The 24,546-nt window shown below is 63.2% G+C and carries 21 protein-coding genes; 12 read left to right on the plus strand and 9 right to left on the minus strand.

Going from position 1 to position 24,546, the window contains the following annotated elements; genetic code table 11:
• The first annotated feature begins 165 nt into the window (after positions 1-165).
• The 9 genes from NO357_RS10570 to NO357_RS10610 all read left to right on the plus strand — a co-directional run bounded on the left by NO357_RS10570 (position 166) and on the right by NO357_RS10610 (position 10,623).
• Positions 166-1,515: an efflux RND transporter periplasmic adaptor subunit gene (locus NO357_RS10570; protein ID WP_306735639.1), complete on the plus strand. Its 1,350-nt coding sequence runs from the start codon at positions 166-168 to the stop codon at positions 1,513-1,515.
• Positions 1,515-4,622 (plus strand): efflux RND transporter permease subunit, encoded by a 3,108-nt coding sequence (locus tag NO357_RS10575; protein ID WP_306735640.1) that lies wholly within the window; start codon positions 1,515-1,517, stop codon positions 4,620-4,622. The genes NO357_RS10570 and NO357_RS10575 overlap by 1 nt, the downstream gene beginning before the upstream one ends.
• Before the next feature lie 423 nt (positions 4,623-5,045).
• A complete protein-coding gene (locus NO357_RS10580) occupies positions 5,046-5,660 on the plus strand; it encodes a ribonuclease D (RefSeq protein WP_306735641.1) in 615 nt (204 codons plus the stop codon).
• A gap of 66 nt (positions 5,661-5,726) precedes the next feature.
• A complete protein-coding gene (locus tag NO357_RS10585; RefSeq protein ID WP_306735642.1) occupies positions 5,727-7,196 on the plus strand; it encodes a capsular polysaccharide export protein, LipB/KpsS family in 1,470 nt (489 codons plus the stop codon).
• Positions 7,197-7,411: 215 nt separating this feature from the next.
• On the plus strand, positions 7,412-8,038 hold the full coding sequence (locus tag NO357_RS10590) for an LPS export ABC transporter periplasmic protein LptC (RefSeq protein ID WP_306735643.1): 627 nt from the start codon (positions 7,412-7,414) through the stop codon (positions 8,036-8,038).
• Between the two features lie 4 nt (positions 8,039-8,042).
• Positions 8,043-8,531, plus strand: coding sequence for a lipopolysaccharide transport periplasmic protein LptA (gene lptA, locus NO357_RS10595; protein WP_306735644.1), 489 nt, complete (start codon positions 8,043-8,045; stop codon positions 8,529-8,531).
• Positions 8,524-9,306: an LPS export ABC transporter ATP-binding protein gene (gene lptB / locus NO357_RS10600; RefSeq protein WP_306735645.1), complete on the plus strand. Its 783-nt coding sequence runs from the start codon at positions 8,524-8,526 to the stop codon at positions 9,304-9,306. The genes lptA and lptB overlap by 8 nt, the downstream gene beginning before the upstream one ends.
• A gap of 241 nt (positions 9,307-9,547) precedes the next feature.
• Positions 9,548-10,117 (plus strand): ribosome hibernation-promoting factor, HPF/YfiA family, encoded by a 570-nt coding sequence (gene hpf / locus NO357_RS10605; protein WP_306736175.1) that lies wholly within the window; start codon positions 9,548-9,550, stop codon positions 10,115-10,117.
• A gap of 41 nt (positions 10,118-10,158) precedes the next feature.
• The gene (locus tag NO357_RS10610; RefSeq protein ID WP_306735646.1) at positions 10,159-10,623 is read left to right on the plus strand and encodes a PTS sugar transporter subunit IIA; all 465 of its coding nucleotides are present in this window, start codon (positions 10,159-10,161) and stop codon (positions 10,621-10,623) included.
• Positions 10,624-10,649: 26 nt separating this feature from the next.
• Here the strand turns inward: NO357_RS10610 and NO357_RS10615 are convergent, their stop codons facing one another.
• The 8 genes from NO357_RS10615 to cysQ all read right to left on the minus strand — a co-directional run bounded on the left by NO357_RS10615 (position 10,650) and on the right by cysQ (position 20,161).
• Positions 10,650-12,077 carry a sulfotransferase family 2 domain-containing protein gene (locus NO357_RS10615; protein ID WP_306735647.1) on the minus strand — a complete coding sequence of 476 codons (1,428 nt, stop codon included), beginning with the start codon at positions 12,075-12,077 and terminating at the stop codon, positions 10,650-10,652.
• Positions 12,078-13,805 carry a DUF5927 domain-containing protein gene (locus NO357_RS10620; protein WP_306735648.1) on the minus strand — a complete coding sequence of 576 codons (1,728 nt, stop codon included), beginning with the start codon at positions 13,803-13,805 and terminating at the stop codon, positions 12,078-12,080.
• On the minus strand, positions 13,802-14,788 hold the full coding sequence (locus tag NO357_RS10625; RefSeq protein ID WP_376744378.1) for a glycosyltransferase family 2 protein: 987 nt from the start codon (positions 14,786-14,788) through the stop codon (positions 13,802-13,804). Before NO357_RS10625 ends, NO357_RS10620 begins: the two co-directional genes overlap by 4 nt.
• 60 nt (positions 14,789-14,848) lie before the next feature.
• Entirely contained in the window at positions 14,849-16,084 is a 1,236-nt protein-coding gene (locus NO357_RS10630; protein WP_306735650.1) for a glycosyltransferase family 4 protein, read from the minus strand.
• Complete coding sequence (galE, locus tag NO357_RS10635; RefSeq protein WP_306735651.1) at positions 16,074-17,072, minus strand: UDP-glucose 4-epimerase GalE; 999 nt, start codon at positions 17,070-17,072, stop codon at positions 16,074-16,076. Before galE ends, NO357_RS10630 begins: the two co-directional genes overlap by 11 nt.
• An 18-nt stretch (positions 17,073-17,090) precedes the next feature.
• Positions 17,091-17,984: a UTP--glucose-1-phosphate uridylyltransferase GalU gene (gene galU, locus NO357_RS10640; protein WP_306735652.1), complete on the minus strand. Its 894-nt coding sequence runs from the start codon at positions 17,982-17,984 to the stop codon at positions 17,091-17,093.
• A gap of 126 nt (positions 17,985-18,110) precedes the next feature.
• Complete coding sequence (locus tag NO357_RS10645) at positions 18,111-19,367, minus strand: glycosyltransferase family 2 protein (protein ID WP_306735653.1); 1,257 nt, start codon at positions 19,365-19,367, stop codon at positions 18,111-18,113.
• A complete protein-coding gene (cysQ, locus tag NO357_RS10650) occupies positions 19,367-20,161 on the minus strand; it encodes a 3'(2'),5'-bisphosphate nucleotidase CysQ (RefSeq protein ID WP_306735654.1) in 795 nt (264 codons plus the stop codon). The genes NO357_RS10645 and cysQ overlap by 1 nt, the downstream gene beginning before the upstream one ends.
• A gap of 148 nt (positions 20,162-20,309) precedes the next feature.
• On the opposite strand from cysQ, the gene NO357_RS10655 reads away from it, so the two are divergent.
• Positions 20,310-21,131: an ABC transporter permease gene (locus NO357_RS10655; RefSeq protein WP_306735655.1), complete on the plus strand. Its 822-nt coding sequence runs from the start codon at positions 20,310-20,312 to the stop codon at positions 21,129-21,131.
• Positions 21,128-21,718, plus strand: a complete 591-nt coding sequence (locus NO357_RS10660) for an SH3 domain-containing protein (RefSeq protein WP_306735656.1) — start codon at positions 21,128-21,130, stop codon at positions 21,716-21,718. The genes NO357_RS10655 and NO357_RS10660 overlap by 4 nt, the downstream gene beginning before the upstream one ends.
• 39 nt (positions 21,719-21,757) lie before the next feature.
• Here NO357_RS10660 and NO357_RS10665 read toward each other — a convergent pair whose 3' ends face one another.
• Complete coding sequence (locus NO357_RS10665; RefSeq protein ID WP_306735657.1) at positions 21,758-22,360, minus strand: alpha-ketoglutarate-dependent dioxygenase AlkB family protein; 603 nt, start codon at positions 22,358-22,360, stop codon at positions 21,758-21,760.
• A gap of 210 nt (positions 22,361-22,570) precedes the next feature.
• On the opposite strand from NO357_RS10665, the gene dnaK reads away from it, so the two are divergent.
• Positions 22,571-24,487, plus strand: a complete 1,917-nt coding sequence (gene dnaK, locus NO357_RS10670) for a molecular chaperone DnaK (protein WP_306735658.1) — start codon at positions 22,571-22,573, stop codon at positions 24,485-24,487.
• The last annotated feature ends 59 nt before the right edge of the window (positions 24,488-24,546 follow it).

The raw sequence follows: 24,546 nt of genomic DNA on the forward strand, positions 1-24,546 counted from the left end.
ATGGTCCGTGGCGCCGGTTTGCCGAGGTTTTAGTCTCGTCTTCAGGGCCTCGATCCTGCGACGGTTTCGACCTTTTTCGCGCTGGTAAAGTGTGATCTGACTGAAATCACGCGGAAAACTGTTTGAGTCGACCTCAAGAGGCGAGCGGCGGTCAGGGAAACACACATGGCAAACGCAATCACGTTCATCTCGCGGGTTCTGGCCGTGGCGGTTCCCATCGGGCTCGGCGCCCTGTCGGTGGCCTATTCCGAAAACCTCAAACAATCGCCCGCCGCGGTCGAAAAGAAACGCCCGCCTACCGCCGTCCGGGTCGTCACCATGGCCCCGGTCGAGGTGCTGCCACGTGTCAGCGGCTATGGCACCGTTACCCCTGCGCGGGAATGGCGGGCCGTGGCACGGGTCGATGGCGAGGTGACCGAGACCGCTCCCGGTCTCGCCAACGGCGCGGTTCTGTCCGCGGGCACAGTGCTGCTGCGGATCGATGATACCGATCTTCGCCTGTCGCTGGCGCAGGTCGACACCCAGCTGTCGGCGCTCGATGTTAAGGATCAGACGCTGTCCGCCAGCCTCGAGATTGCAAAGTCCGATCTCGCGCTCAGCCGTGCCGAACTGGACCGTCAGGAAACCCTTGCCGATCAGGGCGTTGCCACGCAGACTCGGCTCGATACAGCCCGACGGGTCGAACTCGCCGCCCGCGCCAAGGTGGTGGAACTGGAAAACCAGTTCGCCTTGAACGCCGCCGAGCGCAAGGTGCTGGCGGCTCAGCGCGCCACCGTCGCCCGCGCCCTGGACTTCACCGAGATCGCCGCGCCTTATGATATCCGTATTGCCGAGGTTTCGGCTGAGCAGGGACAGGTGGTCAGCCGCGGCCAGACCCTGGTGGCCGCTGAAGGCATCGACGCCGCCGAGGTTGCGGCGCAGTTCTCGCTCGGCCGGCTCGGACCACTGGTGCGCAGCCTCGGCGAAGGCGCCAACGTGACCGCGCTCAAGGCCCGCGTCCGGCTGACCGCGCCGGGCCATTCCGTTGTCTGGAACGCCACCGTCGACCGGGTAGGCGAGGCGCTCGATCCCCGGACCCAGAGCACCTCGATCGTCGTCCGCATCGACAATCCCTATGCCCAGGCCGAAGCCGGCAAGCGTCCGCCGTTGCGCCGCAACACCTTTGTCGAGGTCATCCTGATGGCACCGAAACGTCAGGCGTTGGTTGCGCCGCTCGACGCGGTGCGCGGCGGCAAGGCCCTGGTCGTCTCGGCCGAGGGCACGCTGGAACGTCGCGCCGTGACCCTTGGCCTGACACTGGGCGATGTCGTCCTTGTCACCGACGGCCTGACGGAAGGCGACGCGCTCGTCGTAACCGACCCGGCCATCGCGGTGCCGGGCATGGCGGTCAAGGCTGTCGAAGACAAGCAGCTGGCGGGTCAGATCGCCGCCGCGGCCTCGGGGGCCGCGGGCCAGCCCGGTGGAGGCAGTGGCGGTGGCGGAGGTGGTGGCGGCCAGGGCAAGGACGCCGACTGATGATCCGTCTTTTTGCCACTCATCCCACCGCGGCTAACATCCTGATGCTGGCCCTCATGGTGCTGGGCATCGCCGCCATGCCCACGCTTCAGCGCGACACCTTTCCGCTCATTCCGCCTTCGGATGTCGAAATCCGCATCGCCTATCCCGGCGCATCGCCGGCCGAGGTCGAAACCGGTATCTGCCAGGTGGCCGAGGACCCGTTGCGCAGCGTCGACAACCTGGCCGAACTGGCCTGCCTGGCGCGTGACAACATGGCGGTGATCACCGCCGAGATCGTCGAAGGCGCTGACATGACGCGGTTCGAGAACGATCTCAAATCTGCCATCGAGGGCATCTCGACCTTCCCCGACCGTGCCAACGATCCGGTGACGCGGGTTGTGGAACGCGTCGCTTCGGTCGCCTCGATCGCCATTACCGGTCCAGAGGATCCGCATCTGCTGCTGGCCTATGCCGATGCGCTGTCCGAGCGCCTCAAGGCCGATCCCGGCATCTCTCAGGTTGCTGTCACGGGCTTCTCCGACCGCGAGATCGCGATCGAGTTCGACGCCGCCACGCTGTCCCGCCACGGGCTGACCATGGCCGATATCTCTGCCATCCTCACCCGCCACAGCCTCGACCTGCCCGCCGGCACGCTGCAAGGGCGGCAAGGAGACGCTGCGATCCGCTTCCTTGGCGAAAGCCGCAGCATGGCCCAGTTCGCCGCCATCCCGCTCACCGCCTCGGCCAGTGGCGCGGGCGTTACGCTGGGCGAGGTGGCGCGGATTTCGCTGCAATTCTCCGATCCGGCCCAGGCCGCCTTCTACGACGGCAAGCGCGCGGCCATCGTGCAGGTCAACAAGACCGCCACCCAGGACGCGTTGCGCGTCAAGGCCGCACTCGACAGGGTGATGGAACAGGCGCAGGCCGAGGCGCCGGGCAATATCGCGCTGGCGATCTCGCAGGACAGCACGATGAACATCCGCGACCGCCTGCGGATCATTGCCGATAACGGCGTGCAGGGCCTGATCCTGGTGCTGGCCGTGATGTGGCTCTTCTTCGGCTTCCGCTTTTCCTTCTGGGTGGCGATGGGCCTGCCGGTTTCATTCCTCGGCACGATCTTCGTGATGCAGCTCTTCGGCCTCACCATCAACATGATGACCATGGTGGCCCTTCTGGTCGCCATCGGACTGTTGATGGACGATGCCATCGTGATTTCCGAAAACATCGTGCGCCGCAGGCAACAGGGCGAAACCGCGGCGCAGGCCGCCGTCAACGGTGCGATCCAGGTCGGGCCGGGCGTTGTGGCGTCGTTCCTGACCACGGTGATGATCGTCGGGCCACTGGGTTTCATGACCGGCCAGATCGGCGCGGTGCTGAAATATATCCCCATCGTGCTGGTGATGACCCTGGTCGTCAGCCTGGTCGAAGCCTTCCTGGTCCTGCCCAGCCACCTGCACCATTCGTTGAACCGTGACCTGGCCCCGGGCCGCATCAGTCGAGCCGTCAATAGCGGCTTCACCTGGCTGCGTGACCGCGTGGTCGTGCCGCTTGCCGGCTTCAGCCTGCGCCACCGTTACCTGACTCTGGGTTTTGCGGGATTCCTCGTGCTGTTCTCGGCCGCGCCTTATACCGGCGGTTTCATCAAGTTCCAGAGCTTTCCCAGCCTTGAGAGCGACACGGTCGAGGCGCGGCTTCTTCTGGTTCAGGGAACGCCACTTTCCCGCACCGAACAGCGCGTCGCCAAGGCGGTCAAGGCACTGGAACAGCTCAACGAAGAGCTTTCCCCCGCCGAACCCGAAGGCCAGACATTGGTGCAAAGCTACACAGTCACCTACTCGGCCAACGCCGACACCCCGGAAACCGGCCCGCACATGGCAACGATCAGCGCCAAGCTTCTGCCCGCGGGCGTGCGCAGTTCGGAGGTGGGCGATATCATCGACCGCTGGAAGAAACTCACTGGCCCGATGCCCGACATGGCTGCCCTGCGCTTCACCGACAAGGAACGCGGTGCCGGCGGCAAACCAATTGACATCCGTCTCCAGGGCGATGACCTCGCGGCGCTGCGCGATACCGCCAAGGAGATGCGCCGGTTCTTCCGCGGCTTCGAAGGAGTGCGCGACGTCAATTTCGATCTCCAGCCGGGAAAGACCGAATACATCGTCACCCTGCGCCGCGCCGCCGCCGCTTCATTGGGGGTCACGGCACAGGATGTCGCCACCCAGCTCCGCGCCGGATTCCAGGGCGACACACCGCTCGAGGTGCGCGATGGTCTCGGTCCGCTCGATATCGTCGCCCGTTTGACCCCCGGCAGCCGCATGTCGATGCAGGACATCCTTGACCTCCGCATCCCCGGTGCCGAGGACGCGCTGATCCCGCTGACCGCGGTCGCCGACATAGCAGAAGGGCGCGGCTTCGCCACGATCAACCGGGTGAATGGCCAGCGCACCGTTGCGGTGCAGGGCGCCATCAACCCTGACATTGCCAACGCACGCGAACTGATGGCGGCTCTGAAATCCGAGTTTCTGCCCGGCTTGGCCGAGAAACGCCCCGGCGTCACCGTCACCATCCTCGGCGAGGCCAGGGACACCGCCACCACCGGCGCCTCGCTCATACGCAACATGGTGATCGGACTCATCGGCGTCTACCTGATCCTGTCGTTCCAGTTCCGCAGCTTCCTCCAGCCGGTCGTTGTGGTTGCCGCCATTCCTCTCAGTCTGATCGGCGTGGTCTGGGGCCACATGGCATTAGGTCTGCAGATCTCGCTGCCGTCGCTCGTCGGCCTCGCGACCCTGGCGGGCGTCGTGGTGAACGACTCGATCCTCCTGGCCAGTTTCATGAAAGACCGCCTTGCCGCCGGCGCTGACATTCTGGTGGCCGGCCGCGAGGCGGTGCGCGACCGGTTCCGCGCCATCTTCCTGACGTCACTGACCACCATCGTCGGTCTTGGCCCGCTGCTCTTCGAACAAAGTACCCAGGCCCAGTTCCTGCGACCCATCGTCGCCAGCCTCGCATTCGGTCTCACCGCGGCGACGCTGCTGGCGCTGTTTGTCACGCCGGCAGTGTTTGCCATCCTGCATGACCTGAGTCCGATCCGCGAAGAAAACCGCGATGATCGCCCGGCGTGATATCGCAACGCTACCGTTGATCTTGTCAGTGACATGCCGTCGGTTATGGCCTGGAGAGGACGTTGCCTGCTCGGATCGCGCCGCGATCCGACCGAGGCGGGGGAGGCGCAGCCTCCCCCGCACCCCCTCCGGGATATTTCAGGTCAGATGAAGGAAAACACGCTTGTCTTCCTCTTTCTCCAAATATCCCGGGGGGCCCTGGGGGGCTGGCCCCCCAGTCGGTCGGAGTGGCCAAGCCAATTCGAAACCAATGACCCCTCCAGACCAAAAGCGGAAATCGCCGACAGGCGCACCGCGGGTATTCCATCCAGCCGGTGCCGCTTGCCGGACCCCGCGTCCGATCCGGTACTGGCGTCCAACACCGGTTGAGTTGCCGCGCCAAAGGCCCTATCCCGGCAGAAACAGCACGGAAAGGGGCGTGACGTGGCGAACCATCTCTATCAGGGCGACCTGCCTGACGGGCTCGATCTCGGGCCGATCGTAGCCATCGACTGCGAAACCATGGGGCTAAACCCGCATCGCGACCGGCTTTGCGTGGTGCAGATGTCCGGCGGCGACGGCAACGCCCACCTGGTGCAGGTCGCCAAGGGTCAGACGGAGGCACCTAATCTCTGCCGCATGCTGGCCGACGAGAACGTGCTCAAGCTGTTCCATTTCGGCCGCTTCGACATCGCCGTGCTGTTGCACGCCTTCGGTGTCCTGACCGCGCCGGTCTACTGCACCAAGATCGCCTCGCGCCTCATACGTACCTACACGGACCGCCACGGTCTGAAATTCCTGCTTCAGGAAATGCTCGGCACCGACATTTCGAAACAGCAGCAGATGTCCGACTGGGGCGCCGAGAAACTGACCGAGGCGCAGCTCGACTACGCCGCCTCGGACGTACTTTACCTGCATGCCCTGCGTGACAGTCTCGAAGCCCGACTGTCCCGCGAAGGCCGTACCGAACTGGCGCAGGCTTGTTTCCGCTTCTTGCCGACCCGCGCCCAGCTCGATCTGGAAGGCTGGCCGGAAACTGATATCTTTGCCCATTCCTGACCGGCGGGACACAACGGTCCGGATCCGCGGGTGGTCGGATCCCGGAACGGAGATAGGACAGCTTCGATGATCAGATTGTTGTGTGATGCACGCGGAGACTACCGCAGAAATTTCCTCGACCAGCTGCTTGCGCAGGGCGGCGGCGACATCAAGCTCGGCCTGCATTTCGGCTACAAGGACGCCGATTATCACGGCCCGGCGCTGCAATGGATGAACCCGACTCCCGGCAAGCGCGGAACGTTGATGCAGAACACCCGGCAGACCGGCGCGAACATGTCGCTGATCGCCTCGGAAGAATACGGCCAGATTCTGGAAACCGCGGTCGAGCAGCTTCATCGCACATCGCCGCACTTCGCCTACCGGGCACACAACATCCGCCACGTTCAGGACTATCTCGACTATTTCCACATCCTGACCGACGCGATGGCCCAGCAGATCCTGGCCGAAGACATCACCCACGCGTTGTTCTTCAACGTTCCGCACCTGTTCTACGACACCCTGCTCTACGAGGTGGCCCGCGCGCTGGGGGTCAAGACCACGGTTCTGAGCTGGAGCCAGTTTCCCGGCCGGTTTTTCTCGATGAACCGGGTTCAGGATCTCGGCCGCTTCGATCCGGCAGAGACGCAGGCCCCGCCCTACGAGATCGAGCGCGGTACCGCGCCGGAGCTGTTCTACATGGATGACAAGTGGCAGCAGCCCGGCGAAACCGGAAAGCTATCCTGGAAAGCCGTGGCGCGGATGGTCAAGTTTCTTGCGCTGCGCGATCCCCTGAAACTCGCCAATCCGGCCTATGTCACCCGGACGCTGCGGCGTATGCAGTCGATCTATGGAACCCTGCCGGATTGGCGCGACCCGTTCGCGAAGTTCTTCCACACCAACGAGCTGGCGTATTTCGAGTATCTGTCCCGCTACGAAAACCAGGACGTCGACCTCTCGGGTAACTACATCTACGTCCCGCTTCACAACCAGCCCGAGATGTCGACCTCCGCTCTTGGCGGCAAATATCGCGATCAGGCGCTGGTGATCGAAACCCTGGCAAGGAACCTGCCGGAGGGATGGCAGATTTTCGTCAAAGAGAACCCGCGCCAGGGGGCCTATGCCCGCGGCCCGATGTTCTTTCACCGCCTCGAACGCATCCCCTCGGTGCGTATCCTGCCGTCAAACGCCTCCACGCACGCGCTGGCAGCGAATGCCCGTTTCGTTGCATCGGTCACCGGCACCGTCGGCTGGGAAGCGATCCGCGTCGGTCGTCCGGCGATGGTTTTCGGGGCCGCGTGGTACGGGTCCTTTCCCGGCGTGGTGCATTACCGCGACGGCCTCGATTTCGAGGAGATCGCTGCGATGGAGATCGATCATGACGCGCTTGAGCAGGCTGCCGGCGCGCTCTACGCGCGCACCCATGAAGGTCTGATCGAACAGCTTTTCTTTCCCATGACCCCCGATCTGGACCACGACAAGAATGCGGCACAGGTCGGGAAGACTTCGCTGGGGTTGTTGAAGGGCGACATACCCGTCACGTTCGGTATCGACTCCTGATCTTCCGGGCATGGCAATCGACAAGACAAGCCTGCAGTGGTTGTGGGCTCTGACAAGGCGAAAGGGCGGGGAAAAAATGGATGTGGCGGTTAATCATACGTTCCGGGACGGTCAGCAAACCTTGTCGGAACAGTTTGTCATAGCCAAATCTGACAAGCGGCACGGCGCGATTGCCGGCGCGCCCGGGTCTTTGTAAGCGAGCAGGAGCCACAGGGATGTTTTCTCACGATAACCTCTACTCCCGGATCGTGGCATGGCTGAAAATCCTGCTGCCGGTGGCCGCGCTTTTTGTCCTGGCGTCGCTGTTTCTTTTTTCGAAATCGATCGATCCCATCACAACGGTCCCGTTCTCCTCAATCGATCTGCGCGACCGGGCGCGCAAGGAACAGCTCACCGAACCTGAACTGCTGGGTGCCAGCAACAAGGGCGATCTCATTTCCTTCCGCGCAGCAGAAGCGCGACCGGATCCTGAAAGCGCGTCGCGGGCGCTGTTGGACGATCCGAATGCGCGGATCGACTTCAGTTCCGGCACGACAGTGTCTTTCCGGGCATCTCGCGGTAGTGTCGATCAGTCGGGCACCAACGCAGAATTGATTGGCGACGTCGTCATCGAGAACACGCTTGACTATGTTGTAAGAACGGAACGCCTGATCTTCGCCATCCGCGAATTGCGCGCCGAAGCCCCGGAACAGATCCAGGGTCACGGGCCGCTTGGGCGTTTTACCGCCGGCCGTATGCTGTTAGAGGATCGCAGCACCCCGAACAGTGGCGAAAGCGACTTCCATTTGCTCTTCACCGATGGCGTGAAGCTGCTATATGATCCCAAGGAAACCAAGGAATAGACCCGTGCCGTTTCTCCGTTCGCTCATTGTCGCCTCGGCGCTCACCCTACTACCGGTTGCGGCTTTGGCGCAGGGGGCGAAAATCGCCTTCGGCAACGTCCAGCAGGACACCTCGCAGCCGGTCGAAGTCACCGCCGACAATCTTGATGTCAATCAGAACGATGGAACCGCGATCTTCACCGGCAACGTGCTGATCGGCCAGGGAGAGATGCGCCTCTCCGCACCCAAGGTGCGGATCTACTACAACGAGGACGGCGACCGCATCGAGAAGATGAAGGCCTCGGGTGGCGTGACGCTGGTGTCGGGCGACGATGCGGCCGAGGCGGCCGAGGCCGAATACAACATCGACGCCGGTCTGATCCTCATGCGCGGAAACGTCCTTCTGGTGCAGAAAAAATCGGCGTTGACCGCCGAACGCATGAACATCGACATCAAGTCCGGCACTGCCCGGATGGAGGGCCGAGTGAAAACCGTGCTGCCAGGCAATGAGTGACACCGGAGCAAGCGACACGCTCAGGCCCGATCTCACCATCACCGACGGCACCTCGGGTTTGCGCATCCAGAACCTGCGCAAGAGCTACAAGAAACGCGTCGTGATCCGCGATGTCAGCATGGAACTCAACCGCGGCGAGGTGGTGGCGCTGCTTGGTCCCAACGGCAGTGGCAAGACCACGACGTTCTACGCGATCTGCGGCATTGTCTTTCCTGAGGGCGGCCATGTCATTCTCGATGGCCGTGACGTGACCGGCCTGCCGATGTATCGCCGCGCCAAGCTCGGCATCGGCTACCTGCCGCAGGAAATGTCGATCTTCCGTGGCTTGAGCGTCGAGGACAACATCGCCGCGGTGCTGGAAATCTCGGTCAAGGACCGCCACAAGCGCCGCGAACGGCTGGAGGAGCTGCTGTCGGAGTTTTCGATCGAACACCTGCGCCGCGCCCCGGCGCTGGCGCTTTCCGGCGGTGAACGCCGCCGGGTCGAGATTGCCCGTTGCCTCGCGGCCGAGCCCAAATACCTGTTGCTCGACGAACCCTTCGCCGGGGTCGATCCGATCTCGGTGGGCGATATCCGCCACCTCGTGGCCGACCTCAAGAAACGCGGCATCGGCGTGCTGATCACCGATCACAACGTCCGCGAAACCCTCGAGATCGTCGACCGCGCCTATATCCTGCACGACGGCAAGGTGCTGATGTCCGGCACCCCGGGCGAGGTGGTACAGAACGAAAACGTCCGCCGGGTCTACCTTGGCGACAATTTTCGGATCTCTTGATCCGACGCTTGGCACCGGACATGCGCGAACTTGATCCATCGCATTGACTCCGGCCGCCCCATCCAGTGACACTGGCATCATGACCGTATTCGAGTCGGGTAAGCCCTTGCTTTCTTCCTGCATTGCAGGTAGCGGGCACTGGCAAACTCGGGAACGGCCTTTTTCAAGCATTCCGGGAACAACAACACACCGTGGCGCTCGCGCCCGGGATAAGCCCGAATTGTCACGCAAAGGAGACAAGATGCGCTATCAAATCAGTGGCAAACACATAGACATCGGCAATGCCCTTCAGACCCACGTTCAGGAAGAACTGAACGGCGTGGTCGGCAAATATGCCGAACGCCCGACCGACGCTAACGTGATTTTTTCCAAGAACGGCGCGGAATTCGTATGTGAAACCACCGTGCATCTTTCCACCGGGCTGACGGCGTCAGCCAAGGCCCATGCCCACGAAATCTATGCCGCCTTCGACGGTTGCTGCAACAAGATGGAAACCCAGCTGCGCCGCTACAAGCGCCGGCTGAAAGACCACCACAAGGATCGTGTCGAACCGGTTGAACTTTTCGGAGCCTCCTCGTATATCCTCGCGTCAGATCACGAAGACGAGGATTCGGAGCCCGACACGCTCCAGCCCATGATCGTGGCCGAGATGGAAACCAAGATCCAGTCCCTCTCCGTCGGAGAAGCGGTCATGCAGATGGAACTCGCAGGCTCGCCGGTTCTCGTCTTTCGCAATGAGGGAAAAGGTGGGTTGAACGTCGTGTATCGCCGCGATGACGGCAATATCGGCTGGATCGACCCGCAAAACTGAAATCAGGCGGGTCCGACCTGCCAGAGCGGTGAAGCGAACACATGGAAATTTCCAGCATCCTCAAGCCCGAGGCGGTCAAAGTCATTTCGGCTGCCTTCAGCAAAAAACGCCTTCTGAACGAGATGGGCGAAATCGCCCAGTCGGTCTATGGCCTCGATGCTGCCAAGGCCATTGATGCCTTGCTCGAGCGCGAGAGCCTCGGGCCGACCGGTGTCGGCCGCGGCGTCGCCCTGCCGCATGCCCGGGTCGAGGGGATCGACAAGGTGCTCGGCATCTTCGTGATGCTCGAACAGCCCGTCGATTTCGAATCCGTCGATCGTCAGCCGGTCGATCTGGCCTTCGCGCTGTTCGCGCCCAAGGAAGACGGGGTCGAACACCTCAAGGCACTGGCCCGCGTGTCGCGCACGCTTCGCGACGAAAACATCTGCCAGAAACTGCGCGCCAACGGCGACGCCGCCACGCTTTATACCATCCTGACCGAAGACCAGTCGGTCCAGGCGGCGTAACGGCCCCGGGGCGGGGTCTCCCCGTCCTACCGGCGCCAGTTCCCGAACCCGAACACCAGGTAGTCGCGGGCATAGGCCTTCTGCGCTGCATCCTCGATCTCGTCGTCGTAGATCTCGGACAGCGCATAGGGTGTGTCCGGCTCCGCCTGCGCGACGGACGGCACCGGGTCACGGCCCAGCCGCCGCGCGAGCGCCGGCAGCGCACCGGCCACCTCCTCCTCGCGCAGCACCAGATCAGGCAGGGCAAAATTCGCCACCCCCTGCAGCACCGCGGCCTGACTCGCCCAGTGCGCATCCTGTCGTACCGCGCTCTGCCCCGACAGGTTGGCGCGCACGAAGTCGAGAAAACTCAGGAATGCCGCGCGGTGGTCGCCGGGGCTCCAGGCCGCGTCGGGCTCATCCTCGGGGATCGGCAAATTGTGCACCCGGCGCAATGTCCGGCGGATGCTGCCATAACTGCCGGGCTCGGTGGTCAGGATCTTGGAACAAAATGCATGATGTGCCCGGGCCACCGGGTGCCGCAGCACCGTGAAGGTGCGATGCCCCGGAGTTTCGCGCATCCAGCGGCGCAGGCTCTTCTGGCTGAAATCGGTCAGCAACGCCTCGGTCCCGCCGCCATCCAGCGCTGCCATCCAGGCGCGCACCTCGGCCTCGGGCCCCGAGCGCACCGGCAGATAGAGCAGCGGTGCTTTCGTGCAGGCCACATAGGTCGGCACCGCCGCCCCGCGGCGCGGCTCGAAATTCGGCGTCCGGCTCAGGTTGAATCGGTCGAGTGCCGCCAGCGCCGTCTGCATCTCGTCGAAATTCTCGACCTTTTCAGACAGCGGCTCCGGGTTCTGCCGCTTGAGATTGTTGTCGAGCGCTTCCAGCCTGTCCGGCACCCCCAGCCAGGCCGCGATGCCGTTCATCACCTCGACGTCCTGCAAGTCCTCGTAAGCGACATAGAACGCCGTTTGCCCGCTGGTCTGCAGCGTGTGCATCAGGGTGATCTGGAACTCCTGCAGCGCTTCGAGATGCGCTTTGAACTCGCGCGCGTCGAAGCGGGCCTTGGCTTCCTTGCGCTTGGCGACATTGGTCAATTTCCACTGGCCGGTCTCCTGTGCGATTTTCCAGCTGACATAGCTGTCGACCGGGTTGCGCGTCAGGATGATCTTGCCACATCGCGGATTGGTGAGAATTTCCTCCAGCACCCGCGGGTCATGATCATGAAAGAAGCGGAACCCGGCCAGCCCCTGGGCATGTTTGACCGCTTGGATCAGCGCCATCGGGTCGCGGTTGCGGGCCTCTTCGGTAACGCCCAGGCAATCCTCGCGGTCCGGATAGCCGACGAAATGCGGATTGAACGCCTCGCCTACACAGGAAACCGTCGGCAAGGCATTGAGGTTCGACTCGAGGAAATTCGAACCGGTCCGCATCTCGCCGAACACCACGAAATAGTCGAAGGGTCTGTCCATCTACTGCACCAGATACGGTTTTCGCGGTTTCGGTTGGATGCCGACAGGGTCGTGCACGACGGGGAAATCGCCCATCAGATGCGGGTGCATCCCCTGATTCTTGAGGTTCTGAAGGAACTGGCCAAAACCGGTCAGATCGGTCATCTTCGGTGCCTCGGTCAGCCGCCGCAGCGTCTTGTGGCCGATCTCGTCGATGATGGTCTGCAACGGCTCCATCGGGCTTTCGATGAAATCCGCCATCGTCCAGATGCGGATGCGCGCCTTCGACTGGGGCGCGCGCAGCACGTTAAGGTGCTCGTTCTCGATCTTCTGCAACTCGGCCGCGTCTTTCCGGATTTCCGCGAAATTCCGGTTCGACTTGAACAGCGGCACCGCCCAGGCGCCCGAGATCACGCTGATCTGGGCGTTCGGGTCGCCGGCCACGATCCAGTTGAGCTCCTGGTTGTCCTTCGGCCCGAACTGGAAACACTGCCATTCGCCGCGGGTGTTCCAGGTCAGCGAGGTCAGAAACGCCTTGGGGTTATAGTCGCGGATTTCGGCGCTGTCGCAAAGCGCGCCGTTGATCACACTTTGCCCACCTGCAAATTCCACCCGTTCTGGTGCGAACAAGTGGCCGTGCACCTGCGCCCCGGTGGCCTTGGCCAGCCAGTCCTCGAAATCCTCGAACAGGTCCGAGAAGCCCTGGAACACCGAATACTTGCTGCTGGTCGTGCCGTTCTCCCAGCCCTCGTTGGGGAAGCGCGAATGCATGTAAAGCCCCGGCCGCCCGCGGGTCCGCCGCTCGACCGCCTTGGCGAAGATGCGGTCGATCTTGCCAGGGTTCGGCTCGGTCCGTTTCAGCGCGCCGTGCTTGCCCTCGAGAAAACTCTCGTAAAGCAGTTCGGCATGCGCCCAGATCTTGCGCGCGACGAAACAGTCCGACCGGCGCAGCAACTGCAGGTGATCGTCATAGAAGATGTGCGGCTTGCCCTGGAAATCGAACTTGGACAGGGTCAGCGACCGGCTTTCGATCTTCGTGGAATACTGCCGCGCCAGCGTCTGGAAATAGCTTTCATCGGGGATCCAAACCCGGCGGAAATAGCGGTCGTATGTCGCCCGTTCGGGGTCTTGCAGGATGGCGCTCAGTGTCTGACGGGTCAGGCACCACCACTGGCTGCCCATATGCGGCACGATGCCGTTGGGAACGCGGCGGCGGAACCTCACGGCCCGCTGGATCGCGACATAGCGGTCGAACAGTTTGCGGTTCTTGCGCCACGAAAACGGAAACCGCAGCGTGAAGCGCTCCTCGTCCAGCCCGCCCACCGTCCAGGGAACGTCCGAGGTCGTGGCGCTTTCGATAAAGTCGGTGCGCGGGCGGTCGGCCAGGTAGTCGATCAGTTCCTGCACCGGCCGCAACGGCAGGCACGAGCCGGAGGCGAGGTAGACATGCCGCACGTTCGGGAATTGCGCCAGCATCAGCTCGCTGGCCTCCTGGGTGGCCGCAACGATGCCCCAGGTGCCCCATTCGCAGCGGTGCCGCGTGGCGAACTGGATGTCCGGCAGGTCCGACAGGGCTTTGCGGAAGGCGCGGTAATCCGCCGTCGGCGTCGTGCGGTCGCAGTGGATCACCACCGGGCAGCCCGCCGCATGCCAGTGCCGCGCCACCTGCTCGGCCCGGTCCAGCGCCGTGTGCACCAGCATCACGATGCCAACCGTGCCCCAGTGCCTTTGGTGTTCCGGACCGTTCATGCCCAGTTACCCTTCGACATCAGGCCCAGGATCTCGAGCTGCCGCCAGTTGATGTATTTTTCGCTCCACTTGCACCACAGGTCGGGGTTCCGCGCCAGGATCTCGGCATAGGCCTTGTATTCCTGGCTGGCCGCATAGTGCTGCTTGCGCTCCAGCTCTTCGGTGGCCTTGGCCGTGAAGGTGTCGAGGAACTTGGTGTGCAGCAGAACACCGCTCGCCTTCTCGCCGCCCCACTCGTCGTAGACGAGGTTCAGCCCGCGCGGCAGCAGCATGTGGGTGGAACTCACATAAGCATAGCGCCGGTCCCATTTCACCAGCGGGATCTTGTTCAACGCTGGCGCCGCCTCGGGCTTTTCGCGAAAGAACATCCGCGCCCGCGGGCCGCCCTGGATCCAAAGGTTGCCGAACTTGCGGTTCTTCTCGATCATGTAGTTGCCGCTGTCGAACCAGCTGGTGATCTCCATCGGGTTCTGACCTTCGCGATAGGGCTGGGCGTCGATCCGGCCCTTCGGGTACATGTCGAGGAGCATAGCACTGAAGCTCTTGATCGATGACGCGTCCAGCCAGTCGGTCAGCGCCCGGATCGGCCGGGAATCGCAGAACGGGTAGATCAGAAACTCATCGGGATCGACCACCACGCACCAATGGCCGTGCCCGTGCTGCCATTGCAGCCAGTTCAGCCAGTCAACCCCGAAGCGCGCCCGCTTGTAGCTCTTCCGGGTGTACCAGACCGACACGTCCGGCTGTTTCATCAGGTATTCCAGGCTGCCGTCGTCGCTGTTATTGTCGACGATCAGGAAGTGGTTCACCCCCATTTCGCGATAGTATTTCAGGAAGAACGGCAGGCGGATCTTCTCGTTGCGCTGGGTCGAGAACAGCAGAATGTCGTCGCGCTTGATCTCGCTGGTCCGGTCGGAAATCGCGCGAAGCTCGCGCCGCTTGCGGAAGGCACGGATGCGCCACCGCCTGCGCTGAAGCCTCAACCGGTATGACTGCAACGCGCCCAAGCTTCTTCCTTTGCGTCCCGCCCGGGTCAGCAGCTATCACGTCAAGCTGAACACTTTGTTGAAGTGCTGCGTCCAACGTGGCGGTTCAAACGCCTCGGCGTCCGCTTGCCGCCCTGCCTGCCTGCCCTTTGCCAGTGCCATTATTCTTCGCTGCCAAAGATAACTGTCCTTCGGGCTTGCGTAAACGGGAATGTCCCCGAGAATTTCCCGCGTCGCTGGCAGGTCAGCGCAGATCACCGGCACACCGCGCGCGGCGGCCTCGATGGCAGGCAGACCATACCCCTCGGCAAAACTCGGATAGAGCCCACCGGCCGCTCCCTCCAGAAGCGCTGCCACGGCACCGTCGCTCAGACCGGCGGCTTCGTGCAGGTGCTTACCCATCAGCGGCGAGCGATCCATGCGAAAGAACACTTCTTCGTTCATCCAGCCACGCGCACCGCAGATCACAAGACGAGGCATCTCCTGCGGCGTGGTCTGCTTGGCCAGCCGCTCCCAGATCTCGATCAGCAGGGCGTGGTTCTTGCGCGGCTCGATCGTGCCGACAGTGACGAAATAGGCGCCGTCAGGCGGCAGACCGGCGGGCAGGTCTTCCGGTGCCGGCGCGGCCAGGTCGACGCCCAGATGCGCTACCACGCCGTGGGGCACCGCCCCCCAGCCTTCCATATGGCGCTCGGCGTCGCCGCGGGTGGCGCGCGAGTTGTAGATCACCAGATCGGCATAGGCCCGCACCCGTTTCAGCATCTGGCGGAACCGCTCGACTGCGGCTGGCGTCTGATACAGTGGATGGTCCAGCGGAATGGTGTCGTGGATCATCACCGCGATCCGCCCCTCGGCGCCATGTCTGACCGAATGCAGCACCCGGTCGGTCAGGTTGGACTGTCCGACATTGAGATAGGCAAAACCTGTCGGCAGATGCCGGCGCAGCAGCCGCGCAAGCCCGCCCTTGTGCGTGCGCGCCGTCGCCAACCGCCGCATGTCCGACAGTGCGCGCTGCTGCATTCCGTCCAGCTTGCCGAACACCCGGGCCAGCCGGCTGGCTGCACCCCATGGCTCCCGCCCCTCGCTGCGGTCGGCCAGCCCCTGCATGCCGCGCGCATCGAGCAACAGGAACCCGATTGGCGTCCGTACCAGGCCCCAGGCCGGAACCTTGTCCGCAACCGCCGCCTTGAGATAGGCCAGCTCCACCCGGTCGATACCGGTCAGCACGCGCCCGGCCCGACTGACCAGGCGGGACAGGTCGAGAAGACGGCCGGGGATCGGGTTATCCATCATCCGGGTTGTCGCCGTAACCGCCTGTCTGGTGCCAGCGCCAGGCATCGGCGATCATCTGCGCCAGCGTTGATCGTTCAGGACGCCAATGCAGGTCGCGCGTCGCCCGTTCCGATCCCGAGACCAGCTTGGTGCAATCGCCTGCCCGCCGCGGCCCATCGACAAAAGGCACCGTCCGACCGGTGACTTGCTCGGCCGCCTGCATCACCTCGCGCACCGAAAAGCCGCTGCCGGTGCCCAGGTTGAACACGGCGCTGCCCTTGCCCTCCGCCAGCCAGGTCAGGCCCAGGATATGCGCCTCGACCAGGTCCATCACGTGCACATAATCACGAATGCAGGTGCCGTCCGGTGTGTCATAGTCGCTGCCGAACACGGTCAGCGCGTTCCGCTGGCCGTCGATCGCCTCCAGGATCAGCGGGACGAGATGCGTCTCGGGCCGGTGGAACTCGCCCACCTCGGCCTCGGGATCGGCTCCGGCGACATTGAAATAGCGAAAGATCACCGATTGCAGCCCGTCCGAGGCGCCGAAATCCATCAACATGTCCTCGATCGCGCGTTTCGAGCGGCCATAAGCATTGATCGGCATCTGCGGACTCTGCTCGTGCAGAACCACGTTGTCCTGCTCGCCATAGGTAGCGCAGGTCGAGGAAAACACGATCTGGCGGCAACCCGCGTCCAGCATCGCCTCGAACAGGGTCTGCGACCCGGCGACGTTGTTGCGCCAGTATTTTCCGGGCAGGGCCATGCTCTCGCCCACTTGGCTCAGCGCCGCGAAATGTACGACGGCGATGGGGTCGTGCCGGGCGAAGACCTCGTCCAGCCGGGCCCGGTCCAGCAGGTCGCCCTTCTCGAACGGGCCGAACTTCACCGCCGCTTCCCAGCCGGTCGATAGATTGTCATAGGTGACTGGCGTGAACCCGGCGGCTTTCAGTGCCTTGCAGGCATGGCTGCCGATGTAGCCTGCCCCGCCCGTCACCAGAACTTTCGTCAAACCCGAGCCTCCGGGGGTTTACTGCGCGGCCTTGTCGGCGTGCACCACGTCCTGGAGGAATTCCATCAGGCTGTCGCGCAGATCGTCGCGGGCCAGGCCGAACGACACCGCGGCCTGCAGGAAACCGGCTTTCGAGCCGCAATCGAAGCGCTGTCCGCGGAAGCGATAGCCATAAACCGGGCGATCGGCTTCGATCTCGGCGGCGATGGCGTCGGTCAGCTGGATCTCGCCCCCGGCGCCCGCCTTGATCCTGTTGAGGTTGCGCAGCACGTCCGGGGTCAGCAGGTAGCGCCCGATCACCGCCAGGTTCGACGGCGCCTTGTCGGCTTCGGGCTTTTCCACCAGTCCCTTGGCCGCCACCAACGCGCCCATGTCTTCCTTCACATCCAGAATACCATAGGCGCTGGTCTTTTCCCGCGGTACTTCCATTGCCGCCACCATGCAGCCAGGGTTTTCCTCGAAGGCTTCCACCATCTGTTGCAAACAGGGTTTTTCCGCCGCGATCACGTCATCGGGCAGGATCACGGCGAAAGGTTCGTTCGAGATCAGGCGGCGGGCACACCAGACCGCGTGACCCAGGCCAAGCGCCTTGTGCTGGCGGATATAGGCGATGGCACCGGATTCCATGTTGGTGTTCTTGAGAACCTCCAGAAGGTCGGTCTTGCCCTTCTTACGCAGCTCGGCCTCAAGGATCGGGGCGTTGTCGAAATAGTCTTCAAGCGCGCCCTTGCCGCGCGAGGTGACAAAGATGAATTCCTTGATGCCCGCCGCCCGGGCCTCGTCGATGGCGTACTGGATGAGCGGCCGGTCGACCAGCGTCATGATCTCCTTGGGAACCGATTTCGTCGCCGGAAGGAATCGCGTGCCCAAACCGGCAACCGGAAAAATCGCCTTGGTGATCCGTTTCTTCATGTCCTGAACCTCGAGTATTCGCTGAGCCGGGTTCTCCCTGCCCGACCTTATGGTCGGTATAATGGCAGAATGTTGCGGAGAAACCAAAAAAAAGGGGGAAACTTCGAGAATGCAATGCATTCTTGCCTACTGTGTCGTTTTTGACTCCTCTTGGCCCGATAGCCCCCTGACCGATGCGATCCTGTCCACTTCCCGGGCCAACCGGCGGGCAAACCCGACGGGCTGAAACAGGGCACCGTCACGCGCGCTGCGCCCGTACAGCCCGCCAACCTGTTCCCAGTATCCATCGTCCGTAAACCGCAGCCGGTGATAGCGTGGGCTCGGCTCGAACAGAAACAACGAGACATTTTCACCCGCCGCCGCCCGCTTGGCTGCCTCGCGCCGCAGCCGCGGCGCTTGCCAGATGCGCCCAGCCAGCACCGTGCCACCGCTGCGGCGTGGCAGAAACGGCAGAAATCCACGGGCCGGCGCGTCCAGTGGCGCCAGCCCGGCGATGGGGCGGTTCATGCCCGCCTCGACACCTCGTTTCAGTCCGGCGATCAACGGCCCGACATCGGATTTGGTCAGCAAACGCGCCCTCAGTTGGTCAAACACCCGCATCTGCTGGTTGCGCATCATCTCGTTCAGCCGCTCCGCCCGACCGTCCGCCGGGCAATGCTTGCGCAGAAAATAGGCCATGCTCGCCCCGATCTCGCTCAGGTCGGTGACCGCCCGGTTCTGCTTTCGCCGGGCGCTCGCGGCATAGGCGTGATACACCTGCGCCAGAGGCACGATGACAGTCTTGCAGCCCGCCTTGACCAGCCGCAGGTTCACGTCGGTCTCGTCCAGATAGAACCGGAACCCCGGGTCAAACCCGCCCAGCGCGGCCAGCACGTCGCGGCGCACGGCCATGTTGGTGCCCTCGGTCCTGATGGCGTGACCGGGATCCGGCGTCGCCACCACCGAGGCCATGCCTTCGACCGGAAAGGGCCGCTGCCGGCCGCAGCGATCCACCTGACGCGCCGTCCACTGGAACGAGATACCGTTGCGCCCGCGCACATATCCCCCCGCCGCCGCCACGTCAGCCGCGCCGAACGGGGCCGTCAGGCGGGTCAGCCAGGTCGGCTCGGGCACCGCGTCGTCGTCGATGAAGGTCACCACCGCACCCGCCGCCTGCGCGACCCCCAGGTTGCGCGCGGCCGAGATATTGGCCTCGTCGAATTCGATCAGCTTGACCCGCTCGGCAAACCCGGCCGCGCGCAGGGCGGCACACCCGGCCGGGCAGGCCACCACCACCACCTCGAATTGTGTATGGTCCAGTCCGTCCACCCCCGTCAGGCACCTGGTCAGGCTTTCGGGCCGCTCCCGGCTGACAATGACGGTGCTGACGGACAGCGCCGACATCAGGCCGGCTTCAGCTCCACGCCGGGCGCATGGGCAATGAAATAGGGGTTGGCATAGCCGTCCTTGCCATAGGTCAGCGGCGTGTGATCGTCGAACCGCACCACCCGGCCGCCGGCACCGGCCAGCACGGCATGGCCGGCGGCGGTGTCCCATTCCATTGTGCGGCCGACACGCGGGTAAAGATCGGCCTCGCCGGTCGCCACCAGGCAGAACTTCAGGCTGCTCCCCGCACTCTTGAAATCCTTAACCTGGTACTTGGCGACATAGTCCTTGGTCTCGTCCGTCAGGTGCGACTTCGACGCCACCACCATCAGCGCCGCGTTGTCCGGATCGGACACCCGGATCGGGTTCACCTTGCCCATCTCTGGTCCGAACGGGCCGTCCTCTTCCACCGCGCTGCCATCGGCCAGCGTCAGGAACATCCGCCCCTTGGCCGGGGCATAGACCACCCCGCGCACAGGCACGCCATCGATCACATAGGCGATGTTCACCGTGAAATCGCCGCGCCGGTGGATGAATTCCTTGGTCCCGTCGAGCGGATCGACGATCAGGAAGGTGCTGGCCTTCTTGGAATGCGAGGCCGCCTGCTCCTCGGTCACCAGGGCCACATCGGGAAACGCCGCGCGCAGACCGGCGCTGATGATGGCGTCGGCCGCTTCGTCGGCCTCGGTCACAGGGCTTTCATCCGATTTCACCTTCACGTCGAAACCGTCGCCCTCGTAGATCTCCATGATCTTCGCGCCGCCCTTCAGCGCCAGATCGCGCATGACCCGTGTTAGCCGCTCGTAATCCATTGTCGTCTTTCCCTTTTTCCTGCCCGCCGCCAATCCCGCCTGCCGTGGACCGAGATTGAAAAAAACCTGTTTGCCCCTTATGATACCCGGCTAACCGAACGGCAAGGAATCCGTTCTAGAACCCCGGGCAGGAAAAGAGACGTTTTCGATGTTCGAAACCAGGCGGCCACGGTCGACATTCATCTCCGCCATCACCATGGTCGAGCTGATTTATCATTCCGCCGTCCGCTCGATCCGCAACACCCATGGCAACGCGCTCATGTCGATCGCCCTGAACCTGGCTCAGGTGGGGATCATGGTGCTGGCCTTCTACGTCATGTTCTCGCTCCTCGGGCTGCGCGGGGCCGCCATTCGCGGTGATTTCCTGCTCTACATCCTCTCTGGCATCTTCCTCTACATGACCCATGTGAAGACCCTTGGTGCCGTCGCCGGGTCCGAAGGCCCGTCGGGCGCGATGATGAAGCACGCGCCGATGAACACGATGATCCAGATTCTCGCCAATGCGTTCAGCACGCTTTATATCCAGGTGCTGTCGCTGGCGGTGATCCTGTTCGGCTATCACGTCGCCGTCACCCCGTTCGAAGTCGAGTTTCCCGCTGCCACTTTCGGCATGCTGCTTCTGGCCTGGTTTACCGGCGCGGCGCTGGGAGTGGTGATGCTGGCAATCAAACCCTGGGCACCGTCCTTGGTGTCGGTCACCACCACGGTCTATCAGCGCGCCAACATGATCGCTTCGGGCAAGATGTTCGTCGCCAACATGCTGCCCGCCGACAAGCGCGCGCTGTTCGACTGGAACCCGCTGTTCCATATCATCGACCAGTCGCGTGGTTTCGCCTTTCTCAACTACAACCCCCGGTATTCGAATTGGGAGTATCCGCTCTATATGGGCATTGCTTTCCTGATGATCGGGCTGATGGGCGAGTTCTATACCCGCCGCCACGTCTCGGCCAGCTGGTACGCGCGGCGATGATGCGGACGCTGGCCCTTCTCCTTTTACTGCTGCCGGGCCTCGCTCGGGCGCAGGAGTTTCCGGCACTGTTCGACGTGACCGGCGTGGCCTCGAACGATGTGCTGAACGTGCGCGCCGAACCGAACGCCTCGGCCGAAAAGATCGGTGCGCTGGCCTTCGATGCCACCGACGTCGAGGTGATCCGCCGCGCCGGCGGCTGGGGGCTCGTCAACAGCGGCGAACGCTCAGGCTGGGTTTCGATGCGGTTTCTTGCAGCGCAACAGGGCGGCGACTACGCCCTGTCGCGGTTGCTGACGTGCTTCGGCACCGAACCGTTCTGGAACCTCGAGATCACGCAGGGCGATCTTGCCCGCTTTTCCGCCCCGAACCAGGGCGTCGCACATTACACGGTGGGCCTGCTGCAGCGTTCGGTCAACCGGACCGACCGATTTGTCCTGCTGGGCGGGCGACTGGTTGCGGTCATCTCGCGGACGTCCTGCAATGATGGCATGTCGGACCGCAACTATGGTCTCGCCATCGATCTGCTGCCCGATGTCGAAACCGGCGCGGCGCTCTATTCCGGTTGCTGTTCCTTGACCGGCAACTGAACCGTGCCTCGTAGCGCGCGTTTTTCAATGCACCATCCGTCACGTCACCACCCTCAGGGTCAGGTTGATCCGCCCGCCTTCCGGCAACAGCGTCGAAGACCGGAACCGGATCCGATCGACCCCATGGTGCACCAGCCGCGCCGCGCCGCCGATCACCACCACATCTCCCGATTTTAACCACAACGACTCGGTCTTGCCGCCGCGCTCGATATTGCCCACCCGGAACAGCGCCTCGTCGCCCAGAGAAACCGACACCACCGGTTGCGAGAAATCGGCCTCGTCGCGGTCCTGGTGCAGCCCCATCCGTGCGCCCTCGCCATAAAAATTCACCAGGCAGCATTCCGGCGCCCGCATCCCCGGAGCGAACCGGTCCCACAGTTGCAGGATTGTCGGCGGAATCGGCGGCCAGGCCACGCCAGAGGGATGCCGCCGCTCATAGCGATAACCGCGCCGGTCGCTGACCCAGCCGAACTCGCCGGCACTGGTCATCTTGACGCTCATCTCTTTGCCCCAGCGCGTCACGGGATGAAACATCGGCGCCGCCCGGGCAATGTCGCGAACTTCGCCGAGCAGCGCCGCCTGCTCCGCCGCATCCAGCGCCCTGCGAAAAACCGTCACACCCCGCAGACCGACCCGTTCCAAACCGTTCTCCCTTGCACCAGTGTCAAAAAAACCCGGCAAATTTGCATTTTCACGGTATGTCCACCGCTTGCAGGGTCAAACCCCCCTCCTTATATACGCCCGGAAGCGTTGTGCAGCGGGTTGCCGCTGGGCAGCAAACGAATCCGGGGGCGGACGCCATAACGGGTCCGGACCTCGCAACATCGCCTTAAGTAAGAAGGGATCGAAATCATGGGAAAAGTCATCGGGATTGACCTCGGAACCACCAACTCCTGCGTCGCCATCATGGATGGTTCGCAACCCCGCGTCATCGAAAACTCTGAAGGCGCACGCACCACGCCCTCGATCGTCGCGTTTGCAGAAGACGAACGCCTCGTCGGCCAGTCGGCCAAACGCCAGGCCGTCACCAACCCGGAAAACACTGTCTTCGGCGTCAAGCGCCTGATCGGCCGCCGGTTCGACGACGAGAACCTGGCCAAGGACCGCAAGCACATGCCGTTCAACGTCATCGACGGCGGCAATGGCGACGCCTGGGTCGAAGCACGCGGCGACAAATATTCGCCGTCTCAAATCTCCGCCTTCATCCTCGGCAAGATGAAGGAAACCGCCGAAAGCTATCTCGGCGAAGAAGTGACGCAAGCCGTCATCACCGTTCCCGCCTATTTCAATGACGCCCAGCGTCAGGCCACCAAGGACGCCGGCAAGATCGCCGGTCTCGAAGTGCTGCGGATCATCAACGAACCGACCGCTGCCGCGCTGGCCTATGGTCTCGACAAGCAGGAAACCCACACCATCGCAGTCTATGACCTCGGCGGCGGCACCTTCGACGTCACCATCCTGGAAATCGACGACGGCCTGTTCGAGGTGAAATCGACCAACGGTGACACGTTCCTCGGCGGTGAAGATTTCGACATGCGCATCGTCAACTACCTTGCCGAAGAGTTCAAAAAGGAACACGGCGTCGACCTGACGAAAGACAAGATGGCGCTGCAGCGCCTCAAGGAAGCCGCCGAGAAAGCCAAGATCGAACTGTCGAGCTCCAGCCAGACCGAGATCAACCAGCCCTTCATCTCGATGGGTTCGGACGGCTCGCCTCTGCACATGGTGATGAAACTCACCCGCGCCAAGCTGGAATCGCTGGTCAGTGACCTGATCAAGGCCTCGCTCAAGCCGTGCCAGGCCGCGCTGAAAGACGCAGGTCTCAGCAAGGATGACATCGACGAGGTCGTTCTGGTCGGCGGCCAGACCCGGATGCCGAAGGTGATCGAAGAGGTCACCAAGTTCTTCGGCAAGGAGCCGCACAAGGGCGTGAACCCCGACGAGGTGGTGGCCATGGGCGCGGCCATTCAGGCCGGCGTTCTGCAGGGCGACGTCAAGGACGTGGTGCTGCTCGACGTGACCCCGCTGTCGCTCGGCATCGAAACCCTGGGCGGTGTCTTCACCCGCCTGATCGACCGCAACACCACGATCCCCACCAAGAAGTCCCAGATCTTCTCGACCGCCGAAGACAACCAGTCGGCCGTGACGATCCGCGTCTTCCAGGGCGAGCGTGAAATGGCGGCCGACAACAAGATCCTCGGCCAGTTCAACCTCGAAGACATCCCGCCCGCACCGCGCGGCATGCCGCAGATCGAGGTGACTTTCGACATCGACGCCAACGGCATCGTGCATGTCGGCGCCAAGGACAAGGGCACTGGCAAAGAGCACAAGATCACCATTCAGGCCTCGGGCGGTCTCAGCGACGACGACATCGAAAAGATGGTGCGCGACGCCGAAGAGCATGCCGAAGAGGACAAGGCCCGCAAGGAGCTGGTCGAAGCCAAGAACCAGGCCGAAAGCCTCGTCCACTCGACCGAGAAGTCGATGGAAGAGCACGGCGACAAGGTCGACCCGTCCACGATCGAAGCCATCGAGCTGGCAATTGCCGCGCTGAAAGACGATCTCGAGAAAGAGGATGCCACCGCCGACAAGATCAAGGCGGGCATCCAGAACGTGACCGAGGCCGCCATGAAGCTGGGCGAGGCGATCTACAAGGCCAGCCAGGAAGAGTCCGAGGAAGAACCGGCCGCTGCCGATGAAATGGGCGGTGACGACGAAGATATCGTCGATGCCGATTTCGAAGACCTCGACGACGACAAGCGCTCGTAATCGCGCGTGAGGAACCATCGGGGCCGGTTGCCGCTGATCCGGCCCGGCCCCGATACGTT

The organism is Marimonas arenosa, from assembly GCF_030848945.1.
GTDB lineage: Bacteria > Pseudomonadota > Alphaproteobacteria > Rhodobacterales > Rhodobacteraceae > Marimonas > Marimonas arenosa.